This window comes from Pseudomonas sp. 3MAES_34.3B, from assembly GCF_058145875.1.
On record NZ_CM176960.1, the window covers coordinates 2743124 to 2764728 of the forward strand.

Below are 21605 nucleotides of genomic sequence, written 5' to 3' on the forward strand. Positions count from 1 at the left end.
GCTTTGCGCACGGGAATGCCTGTCGAAGGGATGCAGGGGCGCTGACTGTACAAAACACCTGAGGCCAGGGATGCAGGACGCCGCTGAAACGCTTGTGGGAAAGAGGGAAATATCTCCCCTGGGCAACGCGGAACCCAAACCATCGACCAACGGCGGCTTGACGGACCTTGCGGAATGCGGTTTCCTGAAACCGGTTTCAACCTGTCCTGAACAAACACAAAAGGATGACAGGCCTGTGAATGGTTCTTCTCCCGCACGCCGTGTAACCATGCACGACGTCGCTCGCCACGCTGGCGTTTCCAAGGCAAGCGTCTCCCGGTTCATCGGCGAGGACCGCGGCTTGCTGTCCGAGGGCATTGCCCAGCGGATCGAAGCCGCGATTGCCAGCCTCGGCTACCGCCCCAACCAGATGGCCCGCGGCCTCAAACGTGGGCGCACCCGCCTCATCGGCATGTTGATGGCCGATATCCGCAACCCCTATTCCATCGCGGTGATGCACGGTGTGGAAACCGCCTGCCGACAACACGGCTACAGCCTTGTGGTGTGCAACACCGACCGCGACCCGGACCAGGAAGCGCGACAGCTCGAAGCGCTGCATGCCTACAACATTGAAGGGCTGATCGTTAACACCCTTGGGCGCCATCCCGAGCAACTTCGAGCGTTGCAGAGCGACATGCCCATCGTGCTGGTGGACCGCAAGCTGGAGGCCCTCGGTACCGACCTGGTAGGGCTCGATAACGCCGGCGCCGTGAACATGGCTCTTGAGCACCTGTTGGAGCAGGGTTATCGGGACCTCGCGCTGGTCATGGAACCGGCGGAAGGTGCCAGCTCGCGCAGCGAACGCCGCGCCGCCTTCGATGCTGTCGTTTCCAGTTCGGCAGGGGTGCGCGGCCACGTGATGCAAACCGGCCCCGACCTGCAAGGCGCCCTCGCCCGCTTTCTTGGCGCCGGTGACCACGGGCCCAAGGCGGTGTTTTGCGCCAATGGCGTAGCCGCGCTCGCCACCACGTTTGCCCTGCGCGAAGCCGGGGCCCGGCTGTTCGAGGATGTGGGGCTTATTGCCCTGGATGACCTGGACTGGTACCCCTTGGTAGGCAGCGGGATTACCGCCCTTGCACAGCCCACGGATGCCATCGGCCGTACCGCCTTTGACTGCCTGGTACGCCGGCTGCGGGGCGATCCGGGGCCCAATAGGCAGATTGACCTTCCTGCACAGTTGGTCGTGCGTGGATCCACCCCCCGGCAACGCAGCTAAACTCAACGAACAAGGCGCGCCGCGGGTGGGAACGAGTACCCGGCCAACGCGTCGTACTACGAAATGAAACCGGTTTCAGAGGATAACAATAATGCATCAGCCCGTTTCCATCAGCCTGTCCAGCTTCGGCGCGGAATACGTTCGCAGTCGCGGGCAGGCGCCCTGTTTCGAACTGCTTTCCCACGCCGGTGCCACCCATGTAGAGCTGCGAGAGGAGCTGCTGGAGGCCAACCCGGACCTGCCCGCCTATGCCAGCCTTGCGGCCGAGCTAGGGCTGACGCTGGTGTACTCCTCGCCGCTCGAGGTATGGCAGCCAGACACCAACTACCCCAACCCCGCCCTTACCGAGGTGTTGGTGGCCGCGCAGCGCGCCGGCGCGATCTGGCTCAAGACCTCTTTAGGCCATTTCACGCCCAATGCAGACCTCAAGGCGCTGGCTGCGCTGCTCAAGGATTCCCCGGTGCGGTTACTGGTCGAAAACGACCAGACCGCCCAGGGCGGCCGGATTGAACCGCTGGTTCAGTTCTTTGCTGCGGCCCGGGTACGCGGCGTTCCGGTGGGGATGACCTTCGACATTGGCAACTGGCAATGGCAGGCACAATCAGCCCTCGGGGCCGCAGGCCAGCTAGGCCAGTACGTGGAGTACCTGCATTGCAAGGCAGTGCGCCTGAGCCCTGCGGGCAAGTTGGTGGCGGTGCCGCCAGAGGCACGCGACCTGTCGAGTTGGGCCAGCCTGCTGCGGCGTTTCCCGGCCGGCATCGTACGTGCTATCGAATACCCCCTGCAGGGCGATGACCTTGCCGGCGTTGTGAAACAGCGGGTCAGTGAACTGGCAGCGCTGGGCACTCAGCGGGAGGCCACCCATGCCTGACTACGACATCCTCGGTTTCGGCGAAACCATGGCCATGTTCGTGGCCGATGAATATGGCGACCTGGCTAAGGTCGGGCGTTTTCACAAGCGCATCGCCGGTGCTGACAGTAACGTTGCCATTGGCCTGGCGCGCCTGGGGCTGAACGTGGCCTGGCTCAGCCGCACGGGAGCGGATTCCTTCGGCCGCTTTGTCGTGGATAGCCTGGTGGCCGAAGGCCTGGACTGCCGCTTCGTGCGCACCGACCCACATCGCCCTACCGGCTTCCAGCTCAAATCCAGCGAAGCCGACGGCCGCGACCCCGCCGTCGAGTATTTCCGCCGTGGGTCGGCGGCCAGCGCCATGAGCATGGCAGACGTAGACCCCTCTTTACTGCAGGCGCGGCACCTGCACGCCACCGGCATTCCTCCGGCCTTGTCGGCCGACGCGCACGAACTTTCGGGCTACCTGATTGCACAGATGCGTGAACGCGGGCGCAGCGTGTCGTTCGACCCTAACCTGCGGCCATCGCTGTGGCCCAACGAGCGCACCATGATCGACAGCATCAACCACCTCGCCTGCCAGGCCCACTGGGTGCTCCCGGGGTTGGCCGAGGGCCGCCTGCTGACAGGGCGTGAAAACCCTCCCGACATCGCTGCCTGGTACCTGGACCATGGTGTGGAGGCCGTGGCCATCAAGCTGGGCCCCGAAGGCGCCTATTACCGTACTGCCCAGGCCGAGGGCATGGTGGCAGGGTTCCCGGTAGCACGCGTGGTGGACACCGTGGGTGCTGGCGACGGGTTCGCCGTGGGCGTGATCAGCGCGCTGCTCGAGGGCCAGGGTTTTGCCCAGGCCGTGCGCCGTGGCAACTGGATCGGCAGCCTGGCCGTTCAAAGCCCCGGCGATATGGAAGGCCTGCCCAGGCTGGAGCAGCTACAGGCTGCGCGGGCGCAACTGCAAGGCTAGTCGCTGGAATACACCGACCTACAACAATAAGTGGAGTGTGATCATGAGTGCATTGAAACTGGCCAGCCGTCGCTGGTGGTACCTGATGCCGGTGGTGTTCATCACCTACAGCCTGGCGTATCTGGACCGCGCCAACTATGGCTTTGCCGCCGCGTCAGGGATGGCCGAAGACCTGCACATCACACCCGGCATGTCATCGCTGCTGGGCGCGCTGTTCTTCCTCGGGTATTTTTTCTTCCAGGTGCCCGGCGCGATTTATGCCGAAAAGCGCAGCGTGAAGAAATTGATCTTTGCCAGCCTGATTCTCTGGGGCGGGCTTGCCAGCCTGACGGGTGTGGTCACCGACGCCTATTGGCTGATCGCCATTCGCTTCCTTCTCGGCGTAGTCGAAGCCGTGGTGATGCCCGCCATGCTGGTGTACCTGTGCCACTGGTTCACCCGTGCCGAACGGTCCCGCGCCAATACCTTCCTGATCCTCGGCAACCCGGTAACCATGCTGTGGATGTCGGTCGTATCCGGCTATCTGGTGCAGCACTACTCCTGGCGCTGGATGTTCATCATCGAAGGCCTGCCAGCGGTGATCTGGGCCTTCATATGGTGGAAGCTCGCCGATGAGCGCCCGGCTCAGGCCAAGTGGCTGAGCGTGCCGCAGCGCGAAGCCCTGGAAAGCGCCCTGGAAGCCGAACAGCAAGGCTTCAAGCCGGTCAAGAACTACGCCGAGGCGTTCCGTTCGCCCAAGGTGATCCTGCTGTCAGTGCAGTACTTCTGCTGGAGCATCGGGGTCTACGGGTTCGTGATCTGGCTACCGTCCATCCTCAAGAAAGGCCAGGAAATGGACATGGTTCAGGCCGGCTGGCTGTCGGCCCTGCCTTATCTTGCCGCTGTCATCGCGATGATCCTGTGCTCATGGGGCTCGGACAAGCTGCAGAAGCGCAAGCACTTCGTGTGGCCGCCCCTGCTGCTCGCCGCCCTGGCGTTCTATGGGTCTTACGCGCTGGGCAGCACGCATTTCTGGTGGTCCTATGCACTGCTCACTTTCGCCGGGGCCTGCATGTACGCGCCCTACGGGCCGTTCTTTGCCATCGTGCCCGAGATTCTCCCAGGCAATGTAGCCGGTGGCGCGATGGCGTTGATCAACAGCATGGGCGCCCTGGGTTCGTTCGCCGGCTCCTGGATTGTCGGCTACCTCAATGGCAGCACGGGTAGCCCTTCGGCGTCGTACCTGTTCATGAGCGCGGCCCTGGCGATCTCGGCAGTGCTCACGCTGTGCCTGCGTACCCGCGATGTAAAAACCCGGCCCACCCGCGTGGCCGCTCGAACTGCTCACGTGTAAGAAGGCAACCTGATGAACAAGCATGTCGTGGTTTACAAGCAGCTGTCCGCGCCCCTGATGGAACGATTGCGGGCCGCTGCCAGGGTCACCGTGATCGATGATGTGAAGGGGGCAGGCTATGCCGCCCTGCGTGACGCCCTGCCCACCGCCCATGGGCTACTCGGTGCCAGCCTGAGAATTGATGGTGAGCTGCTTGATCTGGCACCCCAGCTGGAGGTGATTTCCAGCGTGTCCGTGGGCATCGACAACTACGATGTGGCGGCACTCACTTGCCGGGGCATCCAGCTTACCCATACGCCGGACGTGCTGACCGAAACCACCGCCGACACCGGTTTTGCGCTGTTGATGGCCACGGCGCGGCGTGTGGTCGAGCTGGCGCGCTGGGTACGCGACGGGCAATGGCGGGCCAGCCTGGGGCCGGCGCACTTCGGCACCGACGTGCATGGAAAAACCCTGGGCATTGTGGGCATGGGGCGTATTGGCCAGGCCTTGGCACAGCGCGGGCACTTCGGCTTCAACATGCCCGTGCTGTATCACAGCCACCGGCCGCGCCCTGAAGTTGATCGCCGCTTTGGTGCCCGGCACTGTTCCCTGGACGATTTGCTGCGCGGCGCGGATTTCGTATGCCTGACCTTGCCGCTGACCGACGCAACCCGGGGGCTGATTGGCGAGCGAGAATTGGGGCTGATGAAGCCGGGCGCGATTCTGATCAACATTGCCCGGGGCCCCGTGGTGGATGAGCCCGCGCTGATCGCCGCACTGGAGCAGGGCCAACTGCGTGGGGCCGGGCTGGACGTCTTCAGTCAGGAACCTGTCAGCCCTGACTCACCCTTGTTGCGGATGGACAATGTGGTCGCTACCCCACATATCGGGTCGGCCACTGACGAAACCCGGGAGGCCATGGCCGCATGTGCCGTCGATAACCTTCTGGCGGTATTGTCAGGGCAACCGGCGCTCAACCCCGCCAACCAGCCGCAGCGCTGAACGCAAGGCCCGCAGTTTGGCCAGGGGAGCGCTGGCTGCTAAAGTAGCGCGCCCCACCGGCCTTGCGTTGGCCGGCCTTCTTGCCTGCGGAACACCCCCTTGCCATGACTGCCTTGGTTGTACTTCGTTTTTTTCACTATTTCGCGGTGCTGAGCCTGTTCGGTGTCAGCGTATTCAGGCCCCTGCTCCTGGCAGGTACGCCGCAGCTGCCCGCCCTTCGCCAGCGCATGGACCCGGTCCTGTGCCTGGTGGCGTTACTGGCATTTCTCAGCGCAGTGGGTTGGCTGCTCGCGGCCAGCGCCGGCATGGCGGGCGACTGGCACAGCGGCATTCAACCCGCCACGCTGCGCACGGTATTGTTCGAGACCGCCTTTGGCCGCATATGGGCCGCACATGTAATCATCTGCCTGCTGCAATTGATCTGGTGGCGGTTGCCAGGCCAACGCTCGCCGTTGCCCGCGATTGCGCTGTCTGTGCTGGCTATCGCCACGCTTGCTCCGGTGGGCCACACCGGGATGTTGAGCGGCGTTGCGGGCACACTGCTCGCGCTCAACCAGCTGCTGCACCTGGCCGCCACGGGCGGATGGGTCGGGGCGTTGTTGTTACTGGGCTGGATTGCCGTGCAGCCCCGGGGCTTGCGGCCGGGCGCGCTGGCACTTGATTTTGGCCGCTACGGCCTGCCGATGGTTGGGGTGATCGCCATTACCGGCCTGCTCAACCTCTGGGCAATCACCGGCACACTCCTGCCGGGGGCAAGCCCCTTTGCCACGGTGTTATGGATCAAGCTGGCGGCGGTCGCAGGGATGTTGGCGCTTGCGCTGTGGCACCGTGCGCATGCCCTGCGAGCGCGCGAAGCGAACCTGAGGCTCACGCTGGGGCTCGAATGGCTATGTGGGCTGGTGGCGCTGCTGGCAGTGGCCTGGCTCGGAACGCTACCGCCGTCCCTCTGAAAACTGAACTCACGAGGCACCCATGAAGATCGGCCTGATCGCGGACACCCATGGCTTGTTACGCCCGGAAGCCCTGGCGGCGCTGCAGGGCTGCGATCACCTGATTCATGCCGGGGACATTGGCAAGCCGGAGATTCTCGATCGGCTGCGTGCCATTGCCCCGCTCAGCGTGGTGCGTGGCAACAACGACCGGGGCTTGCCCTGGGCCGATGCCCTCGCGGATCACTTGTTGCTCGACCTTGGTGGGCTGCGGATCTACCTCACCCATGAACTGGCCGACGTGCCCTCGCCGGTGCCCGGTGCGGCCAACGTGGTAGTGACCGGCCACTCCCACAAGCCGCTGATCGCGCACAGGGACGGCGCCTTGCACATCAACCCGGGCAGTGCGGGGCCGCGGCGGTTCAAGCTGCCGGTTTCGGTCGCGCTGCTTGAGCCGACCCCAGCGGGGCCGCACGCCCGGCTCGTCCCTCTGGGCTGAAGGTCATACCGCGCAGATGTTGCTGAAGCCCGGCCATCTCCGCCAGCAACCCCTGGAGCGTCGCTTCGCCACGTTCCATGGCCTCACAGCGATCGACCAGCGCTGCAGCGCCCACGATACGTGCCCCGCCCTTCACCCGGTGTACCACGTCGTCGAGTTCCGGCGAGGCTGTGGTGAGGCCCTGCAGCCGCTGGTAATCCTGTGCAAGCGCTTGTAAAAGGCTGTCTCGTAACCGGCGAGCCGAGGTCACGCAGCCTCCGGCCAGGCTTAGCAGTGCCTCCGGGCTGTCATGAGCGCGCGCCGTGGGCCCCGTGACGGTCGCTGGCAATGCTGGCGCAAGCGCGGCCGCCAGCGCTTCCAGCCCCAGGGGTTTGCCTAGACACTCGTCGATGCCGGCTTCACGGCAGCGGTCGCGCTGGTCACCGCTGGTATCCGCAGTGCACGCTAGCAGGCGGCAGCGCCGTAACCCCTTGCGCTGTTCCTCCAGGCGAATGGCACGCGCCAGGTCGTAGCCATCCATCCCCGGCATTTCACAATCACAGATCACCGCGTCGAAGCCTCGATGGCTGCACCATTCCCGCAGGCCGTTCGCGCCGTCCTCCGCCACGGTCACGCGGTGGCCCAGGTAACTGAGCTGTTGAGCGAGCAGCAAACGATTGGGCTCGTGGTCGTCCACCACCAACACGCTGATGGGCGCCTGCGTACTGGCGGCCAGGGTGCTGGGCGGGGCTGGCGTTTCAACATTGCAACGCGGCAGCCGAAGGCAGGCTTCCACTCGGCTGCCCTCGCCTTCCCGGCTGGACAACTCCAGCCCGCCCCCCATCATCCGGCACAGATGATGGCTGATGGACAACCCCAGCCCGGCCCCTGTGCGGCCCGACAACTGATGGTTGCCGGCCTGTTGGTAAGGTTGGCAGAGGCGGCGCAGGTCCGATTTGGGAATACCGATGCCGGTATCCTGCACCACCAGCCTTATAACGAGCTCGTTGTGTGCGGGCTCTGCCGTCAGATGTACATTCACCCGCCCCTGACGGGTAAACTTGATGGCGTTGCTGAGCAGGTTGCCCAGCACCTGCTGAAAACGCAGGGGGTCAAGTACTACGCCCCATCTCGTATCCTGCTGAACGGTAAGCTCCAGCTGCAGGGATTTCTCCCGCGCCCGTGCCTGGTAAAGCTGCACGGCCTGACGCGTCAGTGCATCCACTTCCACGGGCCGGGGATTGAGGTTCAGGTGCCCGGACTCGATACGGCTGATGTCCAGGATATCGTTGAGCAGCTCCAGCAGGCCGCTCGCGGACTCGGACGCCACCCTCAGCGCCAGCATATCCAGCTCGCCGGTCTCGGCTTTACGCCGTGCCAGTTCCAGCATCCCCAGAACCGCGTTCATCGGCGTGCGTATCTCGTGGCTGGCCGTGGCCAGGAAGCGGGACTTGGCCCGATTGGCCGAGTCGGCCTCTTCCTTGGCGGCCTGCAAGGCATCATACAGACGCTGGCGCTCGGTAATGTCGATCCACCCGCCGATCAGGCCCATGATGTTGCCGCTGCTGTCGCGGTACGGGAGGATCCAGTGGAACACGGTGAGTTCGCGGCCATCACGCAGGCGGAGCTGCCGATCTTCGACGATAGGCTGCCCGTCGGCGATCACCTGGAGGTACAGCGCTTCGTATTCGGCCGCCTGGTCGTGGGCCAGGGGTATGCGCGTGACCCTTTGCCCGATCACCGCGCCGCGCTCTACCCCGAGTGCGAGCAAATAACTGGCATTACAGTCCAGCAGGCATCCTCCACGGCTGCGTACGTACACCGGATGCGGGGTGCCGTCGATCATCACGCGCACGAATTCCAGCTGATCGGTTAGTGCCTGCTCGGCGGCCCTGCGCCGGCGTACCTGTCGCCGCAACAGGCGAATCCACACCACGGCCAGCAGCAGCATCGCTCCCGCCACGGCAAAGGCCGGGACCAGCCACCTCGCCTGCGTGGGCCACTCTGGTTCCACGTGAATTTCACTGCGCCAACGGCGGGCCATGGTGTCTAGTACTGCGGGCTCGAAGCTTAGTAATGCCTGGTCAAGTATGGCCGGCAAGGCCTGTTGCCCATAGGCCACTGCAAACCCGTACCGCCGCGGCGGCAGCGGCAACACGCTGCCGATGCGCCAGGATTTCTCTGGGCTGCCCGCCAGCATGGCGCGTGCCTGTTCGTAAGGCAGCACCGCCGCCCGAGCATGGCCCGCCGTGATCGAATCCAGGGCATCGCGGGCCGTGGCGGTTTCTTCCCACCGGACATTCGGCCAGCGGGCTGCCAACGTAGGGGTCGACGCCAGGGAGGCCGGTACAGTAACGACCTGCCCCTCCCAATCGGCCAGCCCCTCGGCGCGCTGCGACCTGCCGTTGCTTACCAGCACCGGTACGGTACTCAGCCATGCCCGGGTGAGGCGCAGGCTACCCTGCGCCTCCGCGTCCGAGGCCATGGCGGCGGCGAGGTCCACTTCTCCGTGCTCCAGCGCCGCCACCAGGGCAGCATGGGATGTTAGCGGAACAGGCTCGAACGCAAGCCCGGTGCGCTGGCCGATACGCGCCAGGAGGTCCGCAGCCAGGCCACTGAATTGGCCTTGGGCGTTTTGAAAGCTCAGCGGCGCGAATTCACGCAGATAACCAACCCGCACGCGTGGGTGAGCGTCCATCCAGCGCCGGGCCTCGGCGGTCCACGTCAGCGTGGACGCTTCACTGAGCCGCGCCGCGCCGCGGCCCCAGGTGTCAGTGACCTCCTTGCGCCACACGGCAGGGGCGCTGGCAAGGCACGCGTTGACCAGCCCGGCCAGGCGCGTGTCGCTGGCGCGCAGAAGGAAGGCAACGCCGCTTGGCCGCGGTGGCAGGAAACTGACTTGTTCGCGCCCGGACAACGGGCTTTGCGCCAGCTGCGCCGCGACCGCTGGAGCATTGCCCAGCGCCGCGTTTACCTGCCCCACCGCAACCGCCGCCAGGCCGTTGAGCAGCGAAGGCACCGCTGCCGGTTGATAGTCAGGCGCCAGCTCGGCCAGCTCCGCTTCACTCACGTAGCCCTCGGGGATGGCAATGGTCCCGCCGCGCTGCTCGGGGAGGCGGTCGGCGCGCCGCACTAGCACGGGCTCGTCCGCGGCATACGGCCGGCTGCGGACAAGCCCCGGCAGGTCGGCTTCTTCGGCGTAGGCGGAGGTCAGCATGTCGACGTCGCCGGCTCGCAGCGCTGCCACTGCGGCGCTGCGCTCGGCATAGGCCTGGATGCGCACCTCAAGGTGCAACTGTTCGGACAGCAGACGTATGTACTCGGCACTGACGCCCTCATAGTGCTGACCATTGCCGAGCTGATCGAAGGGCGGGGTGTCGGGCCGCGTAACCCCAACCTTTAACACCCGCCTGCGCCAGAGCCAGCGCCTGTCTTCATCCGGCAGTTCAAGCCGGGCGATGGCTTCGGTGCCCGCGGCCAGCCGGGAATGCAACGCCGGCTGTTCGGCGCACGCCAGCGGAACGGCCAGGCAGGCCACGAGTGCGAGGCCAAGCAGTACTGCCCGCCGGGTCGAGTGGCGCCTTGAGATCAACACAATTGATGCCTCCGGGCGATTTCCGCCAGTGCAACGACTGAAGGAACACCCAGCTTTTCCATCAAGCGGTATTTGTAGCTGCTTACGGTCTTGGCGCTCAGGGCAAGGTGCTGGCCGATCAAGCGGTTGGTGTATCCCCGTGCGAGGTGATGAAGCACGAGGATTTCCCGGTCGCTGAGTTCGGCAAGGCACTCGCGCTCGGTGCGCAGCGAATCCTGGCGCCGCACGCTGCTGTAGGTAACGTCGGGGAAGTAGCTGTAACCCTCCCGCAGGGCCCGCACGGCCTTGCGCAGCTCGGCAAGCTCGTTGTTCTTGGCCACGAACCCGCAGGCGCCGGCCTTCATGCAGCGAAGGGAATAGAATTCCGCCGGCAGAGAGCTCAGCACCAGGACCTTGGTGGGCAAGCGCAGGCTGCGCAACCGCTGGATCACCGTAAGGCCATCCAGCAACGGCATGGAGATATCGACGATTGCAAGGTCTGGCAGCGCCTCCCGCGCAATCTGCAGGGCCTGGCGGCCGTTGTCGGTTTCGCCCACGATGTCCACGCCATCCTGCGCCAGCAACAGGCTGACACTGGCCCGTATGAAAGGATGGTCGTCGACGATGATTGCCCGGTACATGGGACACCTCCTTGGCTATAACCGCCTATCGCGTGACGGGATAGGGATTATTCGGCAGTAGCCTTAAGGAGTCTGTAGGACGCGTCCGAGCTGGTTGTAGGAAAGGTGGAAGAGGTGTAAGCGTCCGGCCAAGTCACCTACCGAACTCCGGCATTAGGGGTTGGTGGAGTCTGCCTCGGCGAAATACACGAAGGTATCGGCGCCGGCGGCGCCCCAGAGTTTGTCCGCGCCCTGCCCTCCCGCGATAAGGTCATGTCCGGCACTGCCCTTGAGCTCGTTTGCAGCATCATTGCCAATCAGGTAGTCATTGCCCCCGCCGCTGAATGCCTTCTCGATGTTCACCCCGGTTTCGTCCCGGTAGCTCATCACGGTGTAGCCGGTGGAGGCCTCGGCGTACTCATTGGGGAAACCGAGTTCGAGGTCGTAATTCACCGGGTGAGAAAGGTCCAAGTTGTGGCCAAGTTCATGCACCAATACTTGCCCGCCATAAGTGTTGACGGTTGCCTGAGCATTGTCCTGGTCGTTAGCGCTCACGTGATACCAGGAATCGCCATCATGCGAACCCCCTGCAGGGTAATAACCAAAGGCAGTTGCACCGAGGTCAGCCGAGAAGTTAGCAAGCGACAGATGGCCCTCGCCACCGCTGGGCGCTTCCTTGAAGGTCACATTTACAACGTCTGCCCATGAACGCATGGCCAGTTGAGCCTGCGCTTCCTGATTGGCTGAAAAGGCGCTGAAGTGCCCCAGCGTGGTGTCATAGTTGGCGGGTTGTACCTGAGTGAAACTGTATGTCAGCGCCACTGTACCGTTATTGTTGGGATCGGTGATGCTATAGCCAGAGTCGCTGATTTCCGCGGCCGCCTCGTCCACGGTATGCGCTGGCGGATCTACCCAATGGCTGCGGGTGCGGCGCCCTGCGGGCTGAGGCCTGCTGCCGATAAAGCGTGATGGGCGCCTTTGATTTCAAGCGCACACCAGCTATACCCAGAAGCTTACCTACCGAGCGCAGGGTTGCCCTATGCATAGCCTCCACCCTGGCCAGAATGGGCAGTCGGCCACGTTACCTCATCGTCCCCACCCGCTCCCGCCCCTGTGCCGGCTAAGCCTGGCGATTGTACTGGCGGCGGCCGGCTTACCCGCCGAAAACGCCCGAGCAGAGGCCTGTGAACGACGCACTACCGTACTCGATGGTGTAAGCCATGTGGCGTGCGTGCTCAATGCCGACGAGCAGCTGCAGGTTACCCGCAAGGGCACGCTAAGCGTACCGGGCGGCGCTGCGTTGTCGCTAGGCGAAGGCGCCACGGCCAGACAGGTGCTCAACAGCGGGGTGATTTCCGGTGACGATGGGGTGGTGGTGGGGAATGCCGGGCTGAGCGGCACGTTGTTCAACACCACGTTGGGTGAGATCAAGGGCAGCCACTCTGCTGTGACCGTATCAAACAGCACCCTCGGTGCATTTGCCAATGCGGGCAGTCTCTCCATCGCCGGCACCCTCGAGGGCAACGCCTCGGCGGTGTCAATCGTTGACAGCACCATCAACCATAACCTCAATAATTCCGGAACTGTGACGGTAAAGGACGACGCTGGGTATACGGGGATGTACCTCTCCGGCGACCTCATCAAGGGCGATTTCAAGAACAGTGGCACAATTGATGGCCATTACTATGGGTTGGTTATCGAAAAAACCACGGTCCAGGGGTCTTTCAACAACAGCGGCACCGTGACCGCTGGCTCTGCCTTGCTTATTGACACTGCAGAGTTCGGCGGTAATTTCATCAATAGCGGCCAGATAGACAATACCTTCATTCTCAACCACGTCACCATCGGCGGCAGTTTCATCAATACCGGGGTTATTGATGCCCTGGACTACGCCTACATCAGGGACAGCCATATCGCTGGCGACCTTATCAACACCGGCTCCCTTAGGGCCGGTTCCGGTGCGGGCGTGAGTGCAAACATCAGCGGGAGCCTCATCAACACCGGGTCAATATGGGCTGGCGCTCTCAGCTTTATGATCTCAGGTGCTATCAAGGGCGGAATCTACAACTATGGACTTATCGAGGGCGGCGGCGATGGCGGCAGCGGGGCTGTTGTCACCGCGCACGCGCCAGTGCTAGTCAATGCAGGGGCTGTCACCGGTTTTACCAATGGAATGGGGATCGGCAATGGCGCGCATATAGGTAAACTGATCAACAGCGGCACCATCAGCGGCTATATAACTTCCCTGGGAGTCAGCGAAGACGCGGCTCTGGGTTCGGTTCATATTGTCGGCGACCATGCCCGCTTTGATGGCTGGGTCGATGCGCCGAACGTGCCGTTTTACGTGGACAAAGGTGCAACCTATCGGCTGCTGGCCGAGGATGACCTGACGGTCAAATCATTCAGCAACCACGGTACAGTGGTGCTGGGGGCGCCTAACGACAGTCGCCCAGGCCCTTCGACCATTACCGGCGACTTCAAACAGGTGGCGGGTGGCGCACTGCATACGGAAGTCGTCGATACAACGCACTACGGTCAGCTGGTTGTCTCTGGTACGGCTACCCTTCCCACCCATGCGCGCATCGATGTCGACCTCACCCAGGCCACCCTCCCGCTTGAGGCAAGCCGGCTGCAGGACGTACTCAGCGCGGGTACGCTGGTATCAGACGGGACCTTCACTGTCAGCAGCAACTCCACCCTGTTCAACTTCGGGGCGATAAAGGACGGCAACACCCTGGACCTCACACTGGCGGCAAAAACCACTAACGGTGTGCAAGGTGTTGCGCAGGCCGCGGGCATGGGCCATGCGGCAGCCGCCGCGCGGGTAATCGACCAGCAACTGGCCAAGGGTAGCGCCAGCGCCCTCACCCCTTACTTTGTGTCCGCAACCAGCACGGCCGAAGTGGCCAGCGCCCTGACCCAAACCCTGCCGTTGGGCAATGCCAGCCTGCGGGCCAGCCAGGCGGCGATTAGGGAGATCACCGAGGCGCTGCAAGATCGCCTCGTTCCGGTTGCCAGCCAAACCCTAAGCCTTCAGGCGGCCCCTACCCTGTGGTCCAAGCCCTTCACTAGCCTGGCCAACGGGCGTTCAGGCAACGGTAACAGCGGCAGCAGCGGGCAAATGATCGGCATGGACACCCACGTCTCGCCCACGCACCGGGTGGGCCTGGCATTCGCCTATGCCAACGGCACTACCCAGGGCGATGCCTTGGGCAGCGGCCAGAACAGCCAGCTGGACCTGTGGCAGTTCACCGGCTACAGCGCCTACACCCTGGCCCCGGAGACCGAGTTCATGCTGTATGCCGGCGCCGGCCACAACCGCGTACAGGGCGAGCGCAGTTTGGCGCTGTCCGGCGTGAGCGGCGATGCCAAAGCTGATTTCGATAGCCTGGTGGCCACCGTCGGTGCCAGCCTCGGCCATGCTTATACCCTCAGCGAACGTACCCGCGTGGTCCCCTCGCTGCGGCTGGACTACAGCCACATTCGTGACGAAGGCTACCGCGAGCAGGGGTCGAGCAGCATCGCGCCGCTGCTGCTGACCGTAGATGGCCGGGAGACGGACCAGCTGATCGCAGGGCTGGACGGGCGGCTGGAGCACCAGTTCAGCCCAAATAGCACCCGCCTGCGGGTTGATCTGGGCGTGGGCATGGATTTGCTCAACGACCCCAACTACGTCACCGCACGCTTTGCCGGCGCCCCCAGCCAGCGGTTTGAAACCCGCAGTGAGCAGGCCAGCCAATGGCTGGTGCATGGCGGGCTGAGCCTGGTCACCCCGCTAACGGCGAGCGGCGCGGAGCTGACAGTCAATTACAGCACCCAGGTGCGAAGCGACTACACCGATGCAGCAGCAACGGTGGCGGTGAAGGTACCGTTCTGACAGGAGGCGCTATGAGACAGTAACGGAGCTATCTACTCCGTCAAGACCGACGAAGGCCTCCTTTCGATAGCACCGATCTTCTTCGGTCACCCCTGGTCACTTTCCTATGCGAGATCAGAAAGGCAATTTCCTGGGCCCCATGGAAATGAGCATTGCGCTTATGGTTTCCGGATTCAATTCGTGGGGAGGGACCCAAGAAAGCAAAAACTGGCCAGTAGACCCTTTGACTGTACCGGCATTGCCAAACATAAAACGTTGGGGAGACGCCCCAGCCGACCGCTTCGAGCTGCTGCTTAACGGAAGAGGTTCCGCGAATTCCCTGAAGAGGGGCGCTCAAGGGAGCATTGGCAGTTGCGTTGTGGTCTATGGGACAGGCCCCGAAGGATGTTTCCTCATGTTGGACACTGCCGTACCTGCCCTGCCCCCCGACCTTCATTACGTCGACGATAGCCAGCCGGGTATCCGCCGACGCAAGCTCAGGGGCAAGTTCGTGTATTTCAGCCCTGATGGAACGCGCATCACCGACCCTGAAGAAATCCGCCGGATCAATGCGCTGGTGATACCGCCCGCTTACCAGGATGTATGGATTTGCCCCGACGCTCGTGGCCATTTGCAAGCGACCGGTCGGGATGCAAGGGGGCGCAAGCAGTACCGGTATCACGCGCGCTGGCGCGAATTGCGCGACGAGAACAAGTACAACCGCATGCTTGCCTTCGGCAAAAGCCTCCCTCGGGTGCGGCGCCAGTTGGAGGAGCATCTGGCAACGCCGGGATTGTCGCGCAACAAGGTCATGGCGGCCGTGATTTCGCTGCTGGACGCGACCCTGATCCGGGTCGGCAATAGCCAATATGCCCGGGACAACCAGTCCTACGGCCTGACCACGCTGCTGAACGAGCACGTGGAGGTGAAAGGCAGCGCTATTGCCTTCCAGTTCCGCGGCAAGAGCGGCGTGGAGCACCAGGTGAGCCTGAAAGACAAGCGCCTGGCGCGGATCATCAAGCGTTGCATGGACCTGCCTGGCCAGCACCTGTTCCAGTACCTGGACGACAATGGCGAGCGCCACCACATCAGCTCTCACGACGTGAACGAATACCTGCGCGGGCTGCATGGCAGCGATTTCACCGCCAAGGATTACCGCACCTGGGCCGGCAGCGCACTGGCGCTGGCCATGCTTCGCGAGCTGCACTGGCAACCCGAGCCGGACGCCAAGCGGCATATCGTGGAAATGGTCAAACACGTGGCGCGCCAGCTTGGCAACACCCCTGCGGTTTGCCGCCGTTGCTACATACACCCCGCAGTGCTCGAGCGCTTTGTGTTGGGCGAACTCGCGAAGCTGCCCAAGCCCAGGCAGCGTAAAGGCCTGAGGCTTGAAGAAGTTGCGCTGGCGACTTTCCTGGAAAACCTCGCCGAGGTAGCCGACGCGCAGGTGCAGCAGGCGAGCTGAGCCTCCACCACCGATCGCGAGCGACCTGCGGGTCAGGACGCTCGCGATCACACACCGTACTGCTACTGCGTAGGCGCCGGCCCCTTGCCGGGATCATTCTTGTCGATCGGGCGCGGGGCTTCGCCTTGCTGATTCAACTGCTTGTGCTTCTCCCCTACATCGCCGGCCTGCTCGGGCTTGTGATCGAGGTCTTCGCGTTGCGATTGCTTGTTCATGGTCATGCTCCGGACGGTTCATGCATTGGGCAACAGCACATGCGCAATGTTTCCTCTGAACTCATCGCCCTGGCCGCCAGTCCGCATAAGAGTGACGTTTATGAGGCAAACCCGGATGCACATCTCGCTCGAAAAACAAGTAGCACTCGTGACGGGCGCCAGTTCGGGCCTGGGCTACGCCGCCGCCAAGGCACTGGCCGCAGCAGGTGCGGCCGTAGTGATCAACTACAATAGCCACGCCGAACCTGCCGAGGACCTGGCGCAGGCTATCCGTGACCAGGGTGGCCAGGCCATTGCCGCGGGCGGCGACGTGAGCGATGAGGCGGACGTGGAAAAGCTGTTCGCGACCGCAGTAGACACATTTGGGGCGCTGGACATTCTTGTGGCCAACTCCGGCCTGCAGAAGGACGCACCGATTGCCGAAATGAGGCTGGAAGACTGGCGCAAGGTCATCGATGTGAACCTGACCGGCCAGTTCCTGTGCGCGCGCGCCGCGCTGCGGCAATTCGCCCGCCAGGGCCCGCGGCCGTGGGTATCCCGCGCGAACGGCAAGATCATCCACATGAGCTCCGTGCACCAGGTGATCCCCTGGGCGGGCCACGCCAACTATGCCGCGTCCAAGGGTGGGGTAGACCTGCTCATGCGCACCATCGCTCAGGAAGTTGGCGAACTGCGCGTGCGCGTCAACGGCATTGCGCCTGGGGCCATTCGCACCGCAATCAACGAAAAGGCCACCGAGGGCGACGCCGAGGCCAACCTGCTGAAGCTCATTCCGTACGGCCGCGTGGGCGACCCCGACGACGTTGCCAATGCGATCGTATGGCTGGCTTCAGACCTGTCCGACTACGTACATGGCGCGACGCTGTTCATCGACGGCGGCATGAGCCTGTATCCAGAGTTCCGGAACAATGGATGACGCGCGCAAGATCGCCCAGGTCCCCATTCAGCGCCACGGCGTGATTGGCAACATGCGGGCGCTGGCCCTGGTGGCCGACACCGGCAGCATCGATTACATGTGCTGGCCGGAATTCGACAGCCCTTCGCTGTTCAGCGCCCTTCTGGACACGCCCGCAGCGGGAATTTTCGAACTGGCGCCCCGTTTGCCGGACGCGCGGCGCCTGCAGATTTACCTGCCTGGCAGCAACATCCTGCAAACCCGATGGCTCAGCCGCGACGCCGTAGTGGAGGTCACCGACCTGATTCCCGTGGTCCCTGATGCAGATGCGTTGCCGCTGCTGGTGCGGCGAGTAACGGTGGTCCAGGGAGCGGCAACCATTCGAATGCGCTGCAGGGTGCGTCACGACTACAGCCGCGCTGATACCCTCGCCACCGCTGACGAGCGTGGCATAGTGTTCAGCGCCGAGAACCAACCGCCCGTCCGCATCAGCGGATCGGTGCCCTTGCGGCTAGCGGAACAGACTGCCGTCGCTGAATTCCAGCTGCACGCCGGTGAAAGCGCCGAGTTCGTGTTCGGTGGTGCGGACGATGAACGCGTGGCCCCGGGGCATGCCGATCGCCTGCTAGTGGAAACCCTGGCCTTCTGGCGGCACTGGTTGCGCAAGAACACCTATCGGGGCCGTTGGCGCGAGAGCGTCGAGCGTTCTGCACTGGTGCTCAAGCTACTGACGTCTCGCAAACATGGCGGCATTCTTGCGGCGGGCACCTTCGGCCTGCCTGAGTTGCCTGGCGGCGAACGGAACTGGGATTACCGCTATTGCTGGATCCGCGACGCGTCGTTCACTGTGTATGCGTTCATGCGGCTGGGCTTCAGCGATGAGGCCAATGCGTTCGTTCGTTGGGTTCGCGCACGGGTCAGTTCCTGCTCCAAAGACCCGGAGCCCTTGCGCATCGTGTACGGCATTGCCGGAGAGAAGGAGTTTCCCGAGCACAACCTTGATCACCTGGCGGGCCACCTTGGCTCCCGCCCGGTCCGCATTGGCAATCAGGCCTACGAACAGAAGCAGCTCGACATTTATGGCGAGCTGATGGATGCGGTGTACCTGGCCAACAAGTATGGAGAGGCCATTTCCCATGAAGGCTGGGAAAATTGCCAAAGGCTTATCAACCAGCTCTGCGAAGCCTGGCACGATACTGACGTGGGTATCTGGGAGATGCGCGGCCCGCCGCAGCACTTCCTGCACTCACGGCTGATGTGCTGGGTGGCGCTGGACCGCGCCATTCGCCTGGCCTACAAGCGCTCCCTGCCCGCCCCGTTCGAGCGCTGGGACGCCGCCCGCCAGGCTATCCATCACGATATCTGGGACAACTTCTGGAATGCCGAAGCGGGGCATTTCGTGCAGCGCCTGGGCAGCACCGAAGTGGATGCCGCGATGTTGCTGATGCCGCTGTTTCGTTTTGTGGGCGCCACAGACCCGCGTTGGCTGGCCACCTTGAACGTGATCGAGCGTGACCTGGTGCGCGACGGCATGGTGTATCGCTACCGTAATACTGAAGGCACCGATGGCCTGAGCGGCGATGAAGGCGCGTTCACTGCGTGCTCGTTCTGGTACATCGAATGCCTGGCACGGGCGGGCCAGCTGGACAAGGCTCACCTGGAATTCGAACAGCTGCTGCGTTATGCAAACCCTCTTGGCCTTTATGCCGAGGAATTCGACCGTAATGGCCGCCATCTGGGTAATACCCCGCAGGCACTGAGCCACTTGGCGCTGATCAGCGCCGCCACCTTCCTGGACCGCAAACTCAGCGGCGACAGCAGTAATTGGCAACCGTAAAGAGGAACCAGACGATGCAAAGCGAACTTGAAAAAGTAGTACTCACCCGTCTCCTTCACGCTCACCCGCAAGGGCTGGGCAAGGAAATACTCGATGATCATCGGGGCGCCGAGCAGGTTGAACTGTGCATCAAGAACCTGCGCGAACGCGGGCTGATCCACAGCCCAGAGGAAGGCAAACTGGTGTATCCGGTGAAGCTGAGCTCAGCGGGCGTAGAGGCTGCCAAGGCCTTCGAACCGCAGTAGCGTGGCCCAGGAGGCGCCCGTGCACAGCCGGGCGCCCCCGTGAAAGCAGAAAACCAAGGGTTTTTATCAAGTTTTCATCGTTTTCACTGCCTGCCCGGCTAGGCGCCACAGCGGGTTACAGGCGATACTTGGCATCCGTTTTTACCAATCCTCTTGTAGTCCTTTTCTTAATAGGACGAAGGATAAATACGGAATTAAATTGTCCAATCCGCGTCTCTAGAGTTAAGGCGTGTGTATGCACGTCACCAAGGCCGGATATTTAGCAAGGAATCAAGGAGCATTAAATGCTGATACTCACCCGCAAGGTCGGCGAAAGCATCGTCATCAATGACGATATCAAGATCACCATCCTTGGCGTGAAAGGAATGCAGGTTCGCATCGGCATCGACGCGCCAAAGGATGTACAAGTTCACCGTGAAGAGATCTTCAAGCGCATCCAGGCCGGCACTCCGGCGCCGGAAAAAGCAGGGCAATAACGTTTAGCCTTCGCTTATCGTTTCTCGCACATGCCGGGCTCTGCCCGGCTGGGCCACCTTCTTCCTCCCGGACCCTTCATGCGTAATCGCGGTGCCCTGATCCTTTCATTGTGGTTGCTCAGTGTACCGGCATGGGCGGTTCAACCCGGGGACCCGATCACCCCGTGGACACTGCTCGATCAATTCGACCGGCCCTTTACCCTTGATGCCGATACCCATGTGTTGTTGGTGGCGCGCAGCATGGCCGCAGCGCGCCTGGTGAACGCGGCGCTGGATGCAGCGCCATCCGGGTATCTGGAAGGCCGGCATACTGCCTATATCGCTGATATCGAACATATGCCCACAGTGGCCCGAGCCTTTGCGATCCCTGCCATGCGCTCGGCGCGCTATCGCATTTTGCTGGACGGGGACGGCCGGGTGGCGCCTCGGTATGAAGGTGCCCGCGAAGGGGTGCAGTGGCTGGACGTGCGGGATGGCACCCTGCAGGCGCAGCAGCAGTTCAATGATGCGGCGCAGTTACGCCAGGCGCTGGAGCACCTGAACCAATAGCCGGTAGCCCGAAGCGGTTAACCGAAGCGCGCGAACAGTTGAGCCACAAACATCCGGATGGCCTGCTCAGGCCCGTACACTTGGCCAAGGTACTGATCAGCGGCTCGCACATGCTGACGCAGCCTGTGTTTCACCCCCCCGCTGCCCAACACCGCTACCAAGGTAGATTTGCCCGCGTCCTTGCCCACATCCTTGCCCAGGGCAGCATCGGGTAGGCCGCGGTCATGGAGGTCATCGAGCAGCTGGAACGCCTGGCCAAGCTCCATCGCGAACGCACCCAGCGCCCTGCGTACCGTGTGGGAGGCCCCCGCTCCTATCGCCGCCATCTGCAGGGTGGCATCGAACAGCACTGCGGTTTTCAGCTCATTGGTGCGCGCGATGGCGTCGGCGGTGCGAGCTTGCCGCCCCTCGCGCAGGTCTTCGTACTGCCCTTTCACCAGCCCTTGGCTACCCACGGCCCGGGACAGTTCCACTACCAGGGCTGCGCGGCGGTCCGCTTCCAGGTCCACGGCGCCAAGCAGCCCGAACGCACGGCTTAGCAAGGCGATGGCTGCGAGAATAGCCACGTCTTCGCCGAAGGTCAGGTGCAGGGTGGGCCGGCCCCGGCGCAAGCGTGCGTCGTCCATGCACGGCAAGTCATCGAGCACCAGCGAGGCGGCGTGCACCATTTCTACCGCGCAGGCCATGTCCAGCATTGCCGGGCGGGTTTCCCCCAGGCCTTGCGCAGCCAGCAACAATAGCAAAGGGCGCACGCGCTTGCCCGGTGCCAGTGTGCTCTCGCGCATGGCCATGGCAAGGAGCTCCTGATGGCTGCCAGGTTCCGGCAGCAGCGCTTGCAAGCGGTCTTCCACCGACAGGCGCAGCGGCCCCCAGGCGCAGGTTGGGCGGTCATCAAGCACGGCGAGGGGGGTGGGCGTCATCCGGGGCAATCCTTTATGGCTGTAAACGGCTATGTTTAAACGCAGGGGCCGCGCAGGCACCACGCCTTTGCCGGGCCCGGGGCGGCTGGCATTAAACGCCGCCCGCCCAGCTCAGCGCCCCGAGGGCAAGGCCGGCACTAAATTTCGAGGTTGACGCGCA

At 63.3% G+C, this 21605-nt stretch carries 19 protein-coding genes; 14 read left to right on the forward strand and 5 right to left on the reverse strand.

The genetic code is table 11. The annotated features are described in order from the left end of the window. Nucleotides 1-268: 268 nt before the first annotated feature. From AC3Z8Y_RS12255 to AC3Z8Y_RS12285, 7 genes are all read left to right on the forward strand, one after another. Nucleotides 269-1255, forward strand: a complete 987-nt coding sequence (locus AC3Z8Y_RS12255) for a LacI family DNA-binding transcriptional regulator (RefSeq protein WP_490089992.1) — start codon at nucleotides 269-271, stop codon at nucleotides 1253-1255. 91 nt (nucleotides 1256-1346) lie between these two features. Then, nucleotides 1347-2126, forward strand: a complete 780-nt coding sequence (locus AC3Z8Y_RS12260) for an AP endonuclease (RefSeq protein WP_490085999.1) — start codon at nucleotides 1347-1349, stop codon at nucleotides 2124-2126. After that, nucleotides 2119-3069: a sugar kinase gene (locus AC3Z8Y_RS12265; RefSeq protein ID WP_490086000.1), complete on the forward strand. Its 951-nt coding sequence runs from the start codon at nucleotides 2119-2121 to the stop codon at nucleotides 3067-3069. Before AC3Z8Y_RS12260 ends, AC3Z8Y_RS12265 begins: the two co-directional genes overlap by 8 nt. A gap of 43 nt (nucleotides 3070-3112) precedes the next feature. Further along, nucleotides 3113-4402, forward strand: coding sequence for an MFS transporter (locus AC3Z8Y_RS12270; protein WP_490086001.1), 1290 nt, complete (start codon nucleotides 3113-3115; stop codon nucleotides 4400-4402). A gap of 12 nt (nucleotides 4403-4414) precedes the next feature. Then, nucleotides 4415-5386: a 2-hydroxyacid dehydrogenase gene (locus AC3Z8Y_RS12275; RefSeq protein WP_490086002.1), complete on the forward strand. Its 972-nt coding sequence runs from the start codon at nucleotides 4415-4417 to the stop codon at nucleotides 5384-5386. Nucleotides 5387-5490: 104 nt separating this feature from the next. Next, nucleotides 5491-6336, forward strand: coding sequence for a CopD family protein (locus AC3Z8Y_RS12280; RefSeq protein WP_490086003.1), 846 nt, complete (start codon nucleotides 5491-5493; stop codon nucleotides 6334-6336). Nucleotides 6337-6358: 22 nt separating this feature from the next. Then, nucleotides 6359-6814, forward strand: a complete 456-nt coding sequence (locus tag AC3Z8Y_RS12285) for a metallophosphoesterase family protein (protein ID WP_490086004.1) — start codon at nucleotides 6359-6361, stop codon at nucleotides 6812-6814. On the opposite strand, the gene AC3Z8Y_RS12290 is transcribed toward AC3Z8Y_RS12285, so the two are convergent. The 3 genes from AC3Z8Y_RS12290 to AC3Z8Y_RS12300 all read right to left on the reverse strand — a co-directional run bounded on the left by AC3Z8Y_RS12290 (nucleotide 6738) and on the right by AC3Z8Y_RS12300 (nucleotide 11878). Then, nucleotides 6738-10388, reverse strand: a complete 3651-nt coding sequence (locus tag AC3Z8Y_RS12290) for an ATP-binding protein (RefSeq protein ID WP_490086005.1) — start codon at nucleotides 10386-10388, stop codon at nucleotides 6738-6740. The two genes, AC3Z8Y_RS12285 and AC3Z8Y_RS12290, sit on opposite strands and share 77 nt — an antisense overlap. Then, nucleotides 10382-11008 carry a response regulator transcription factor gene (locus tag AC3Z8Y_RS12295; RefSeq protein ID WP_181117564.1) on the reverse strand — a complete coding sequence of 209 codons (627 nt, stop codon included), beginning with the start codon at nucleotides 11006-11008 and terminating at the stop codon, nucleotides 10382-10384. Before AC3Z8Y_RS12295 ends, AC3Z8Y_RS12290 begins: the two co-directional genes overlap by 7 nt. 153 nt (nucleotides 11009-11161) lie before the next feature. After that, entirely contained in the window at nucleotides 11162-11878 is a 717-nt protein-coding gene (locus AC3Z8Y_RS12300) for a M10 family metallopeptidase C-terminal domain-containing protein (RefSeq protein ID WP_490086006.1), read from the reverse strand. Nucleotides 11879-12026: 148 nt separating this feature from the next. Here AC3Z8Y_RS12300 and AC3Z8Y_RS12305 point away from each other — a divergent pair, with 148 nt between their 5' ends. After that, nucleotides 12027-14864 (forward strand): autotransporter outer membrane beta-barrel domain-containing protein, encoded by a 2838-nt coding sequence (locus AC3Z8Y_RS12305; protein WP_490086007.1) that lies wholly within the window; start codon nucleotides 12027-12029, stop codon nucleotides 14862-14864. A 394-nt stretch (nucleotides 14865-15258) separates the two neighbouring features. Beyond that, nucleotides 15259-16308, forward strand: coding sequence for a DNA topoisomerase IB (locus tag AC3Z8Y_RS12310; RefSeq protein WP_490086008.1), 1050 nt, complete (start codon nucleotides 15259-15261; stop codon nucleotides 16306-16308). Nucleotides 16309-16370: 62 nt separating this feature from the next. Here the strand turns inward: AC3Z8Y_RS12310 and AC3Z8Y_RS12315 are convergent, their stop codons facing one another. Beyond that, nucleotides 16371-16523, reverse strand: coding sequence for a hypothetical protein (locus AC3Z8Y_RS12315; protein ID WP_490086009.1), 153 nt, complete (start codon nucleotides 16521-16523; stop codon nucleotides 16371-16373). Nucleotides 16524-16638: 115 nt separating this feature from the next. On the opposite strand from AC3Z8Y_RS12315, the gene AC3Z8Y_RS12320 reads away from it, so the two are divergent. The 5 genes from AC3Z8Y_RS12320 (at nucleotide 16639) to AC3Z8Y_RS12340 (ending at nucleotide 20525) form a co-directional block, all read left to right on the forward strand. Continuing rightward, complete coding sequence (locus tag AC3Z8Y_RS12320; protein ID WP_490086010.1) at nucleotides 16639-17439, forward strand: glucose 1-dehydrogenase; 801 nt, start codon at nucleotides 16639-16641, stop codon at nucleotides 17437-17439. Next, complete coding sequence (locus AC3Z8Y_RS12325) at nucleotides 17432-19255, forward strand: glycoside hydrolase family 15 protein (protein WP_490086011.1); 1824 nt, start codon at nucleotides 17432-17434, stop codon at nucleotides 19253-19255. Before AC3Z8Y_RS12320 ends, AC3Z8Y_RS12325 begins: the two co-directional genes overlap by 8 nt. Nucleotides 19256-19269: 14 nt before the next feature. After that, nucleotides 19270-19500, forward strand: a complete 231-nt coding sequence (locus AC3Z8Y_RS12330) for a hypothetical protein (RefSeq protein WP_181117569.1) — start codon at nucleotides 19270-19272, stop codon at nucleotides 19498-19500. A gap of 284 nt (nucleotides 19501-19784) precedes the next feature. After that, a complete protein-coding gene (gene csrA, locus AC3Z8Y_RS12335) occupies nucleotides 19785-19976 on the forward strand; it encodes a carbon storage regulator CsrA (protein WP_181117570.1) in 192 nt (63 codons plus the stop codon). Nucleotides 19977-20054: 78 nt separating this feature from the next. Then, nucleotides 20055-20525, forward strand: a complete 471-nt coding sequence (locus AC3Z8Y_RS12340; protein ID WP_490086012.1) for an FAD/FMN-containing dehydrogenase — start codon at nucleotides 20055-20057, stop codon at nucleotides 20523-20525. A gap of 17 nt (nucleotides 20526-20542) precedes the next feature. Here the strand turns inward: AC3Z8Y_RS12340 and AC3Z8Y_RS12345 are convergent, their stop codons facing one another. Then, nucleotides 20543-21445, reverse strand: coding sequence for a polyprenyl synthetase family protein (locus AC3Z8Y_RS12345; protein ID WP_490086013.1), 903 nt, complete (start codon nucleotides 21443-21445; stop codon nucleotides 20543-20545). Nucleotides 21446-21605 lie beyond the last annotated feature (160 nt).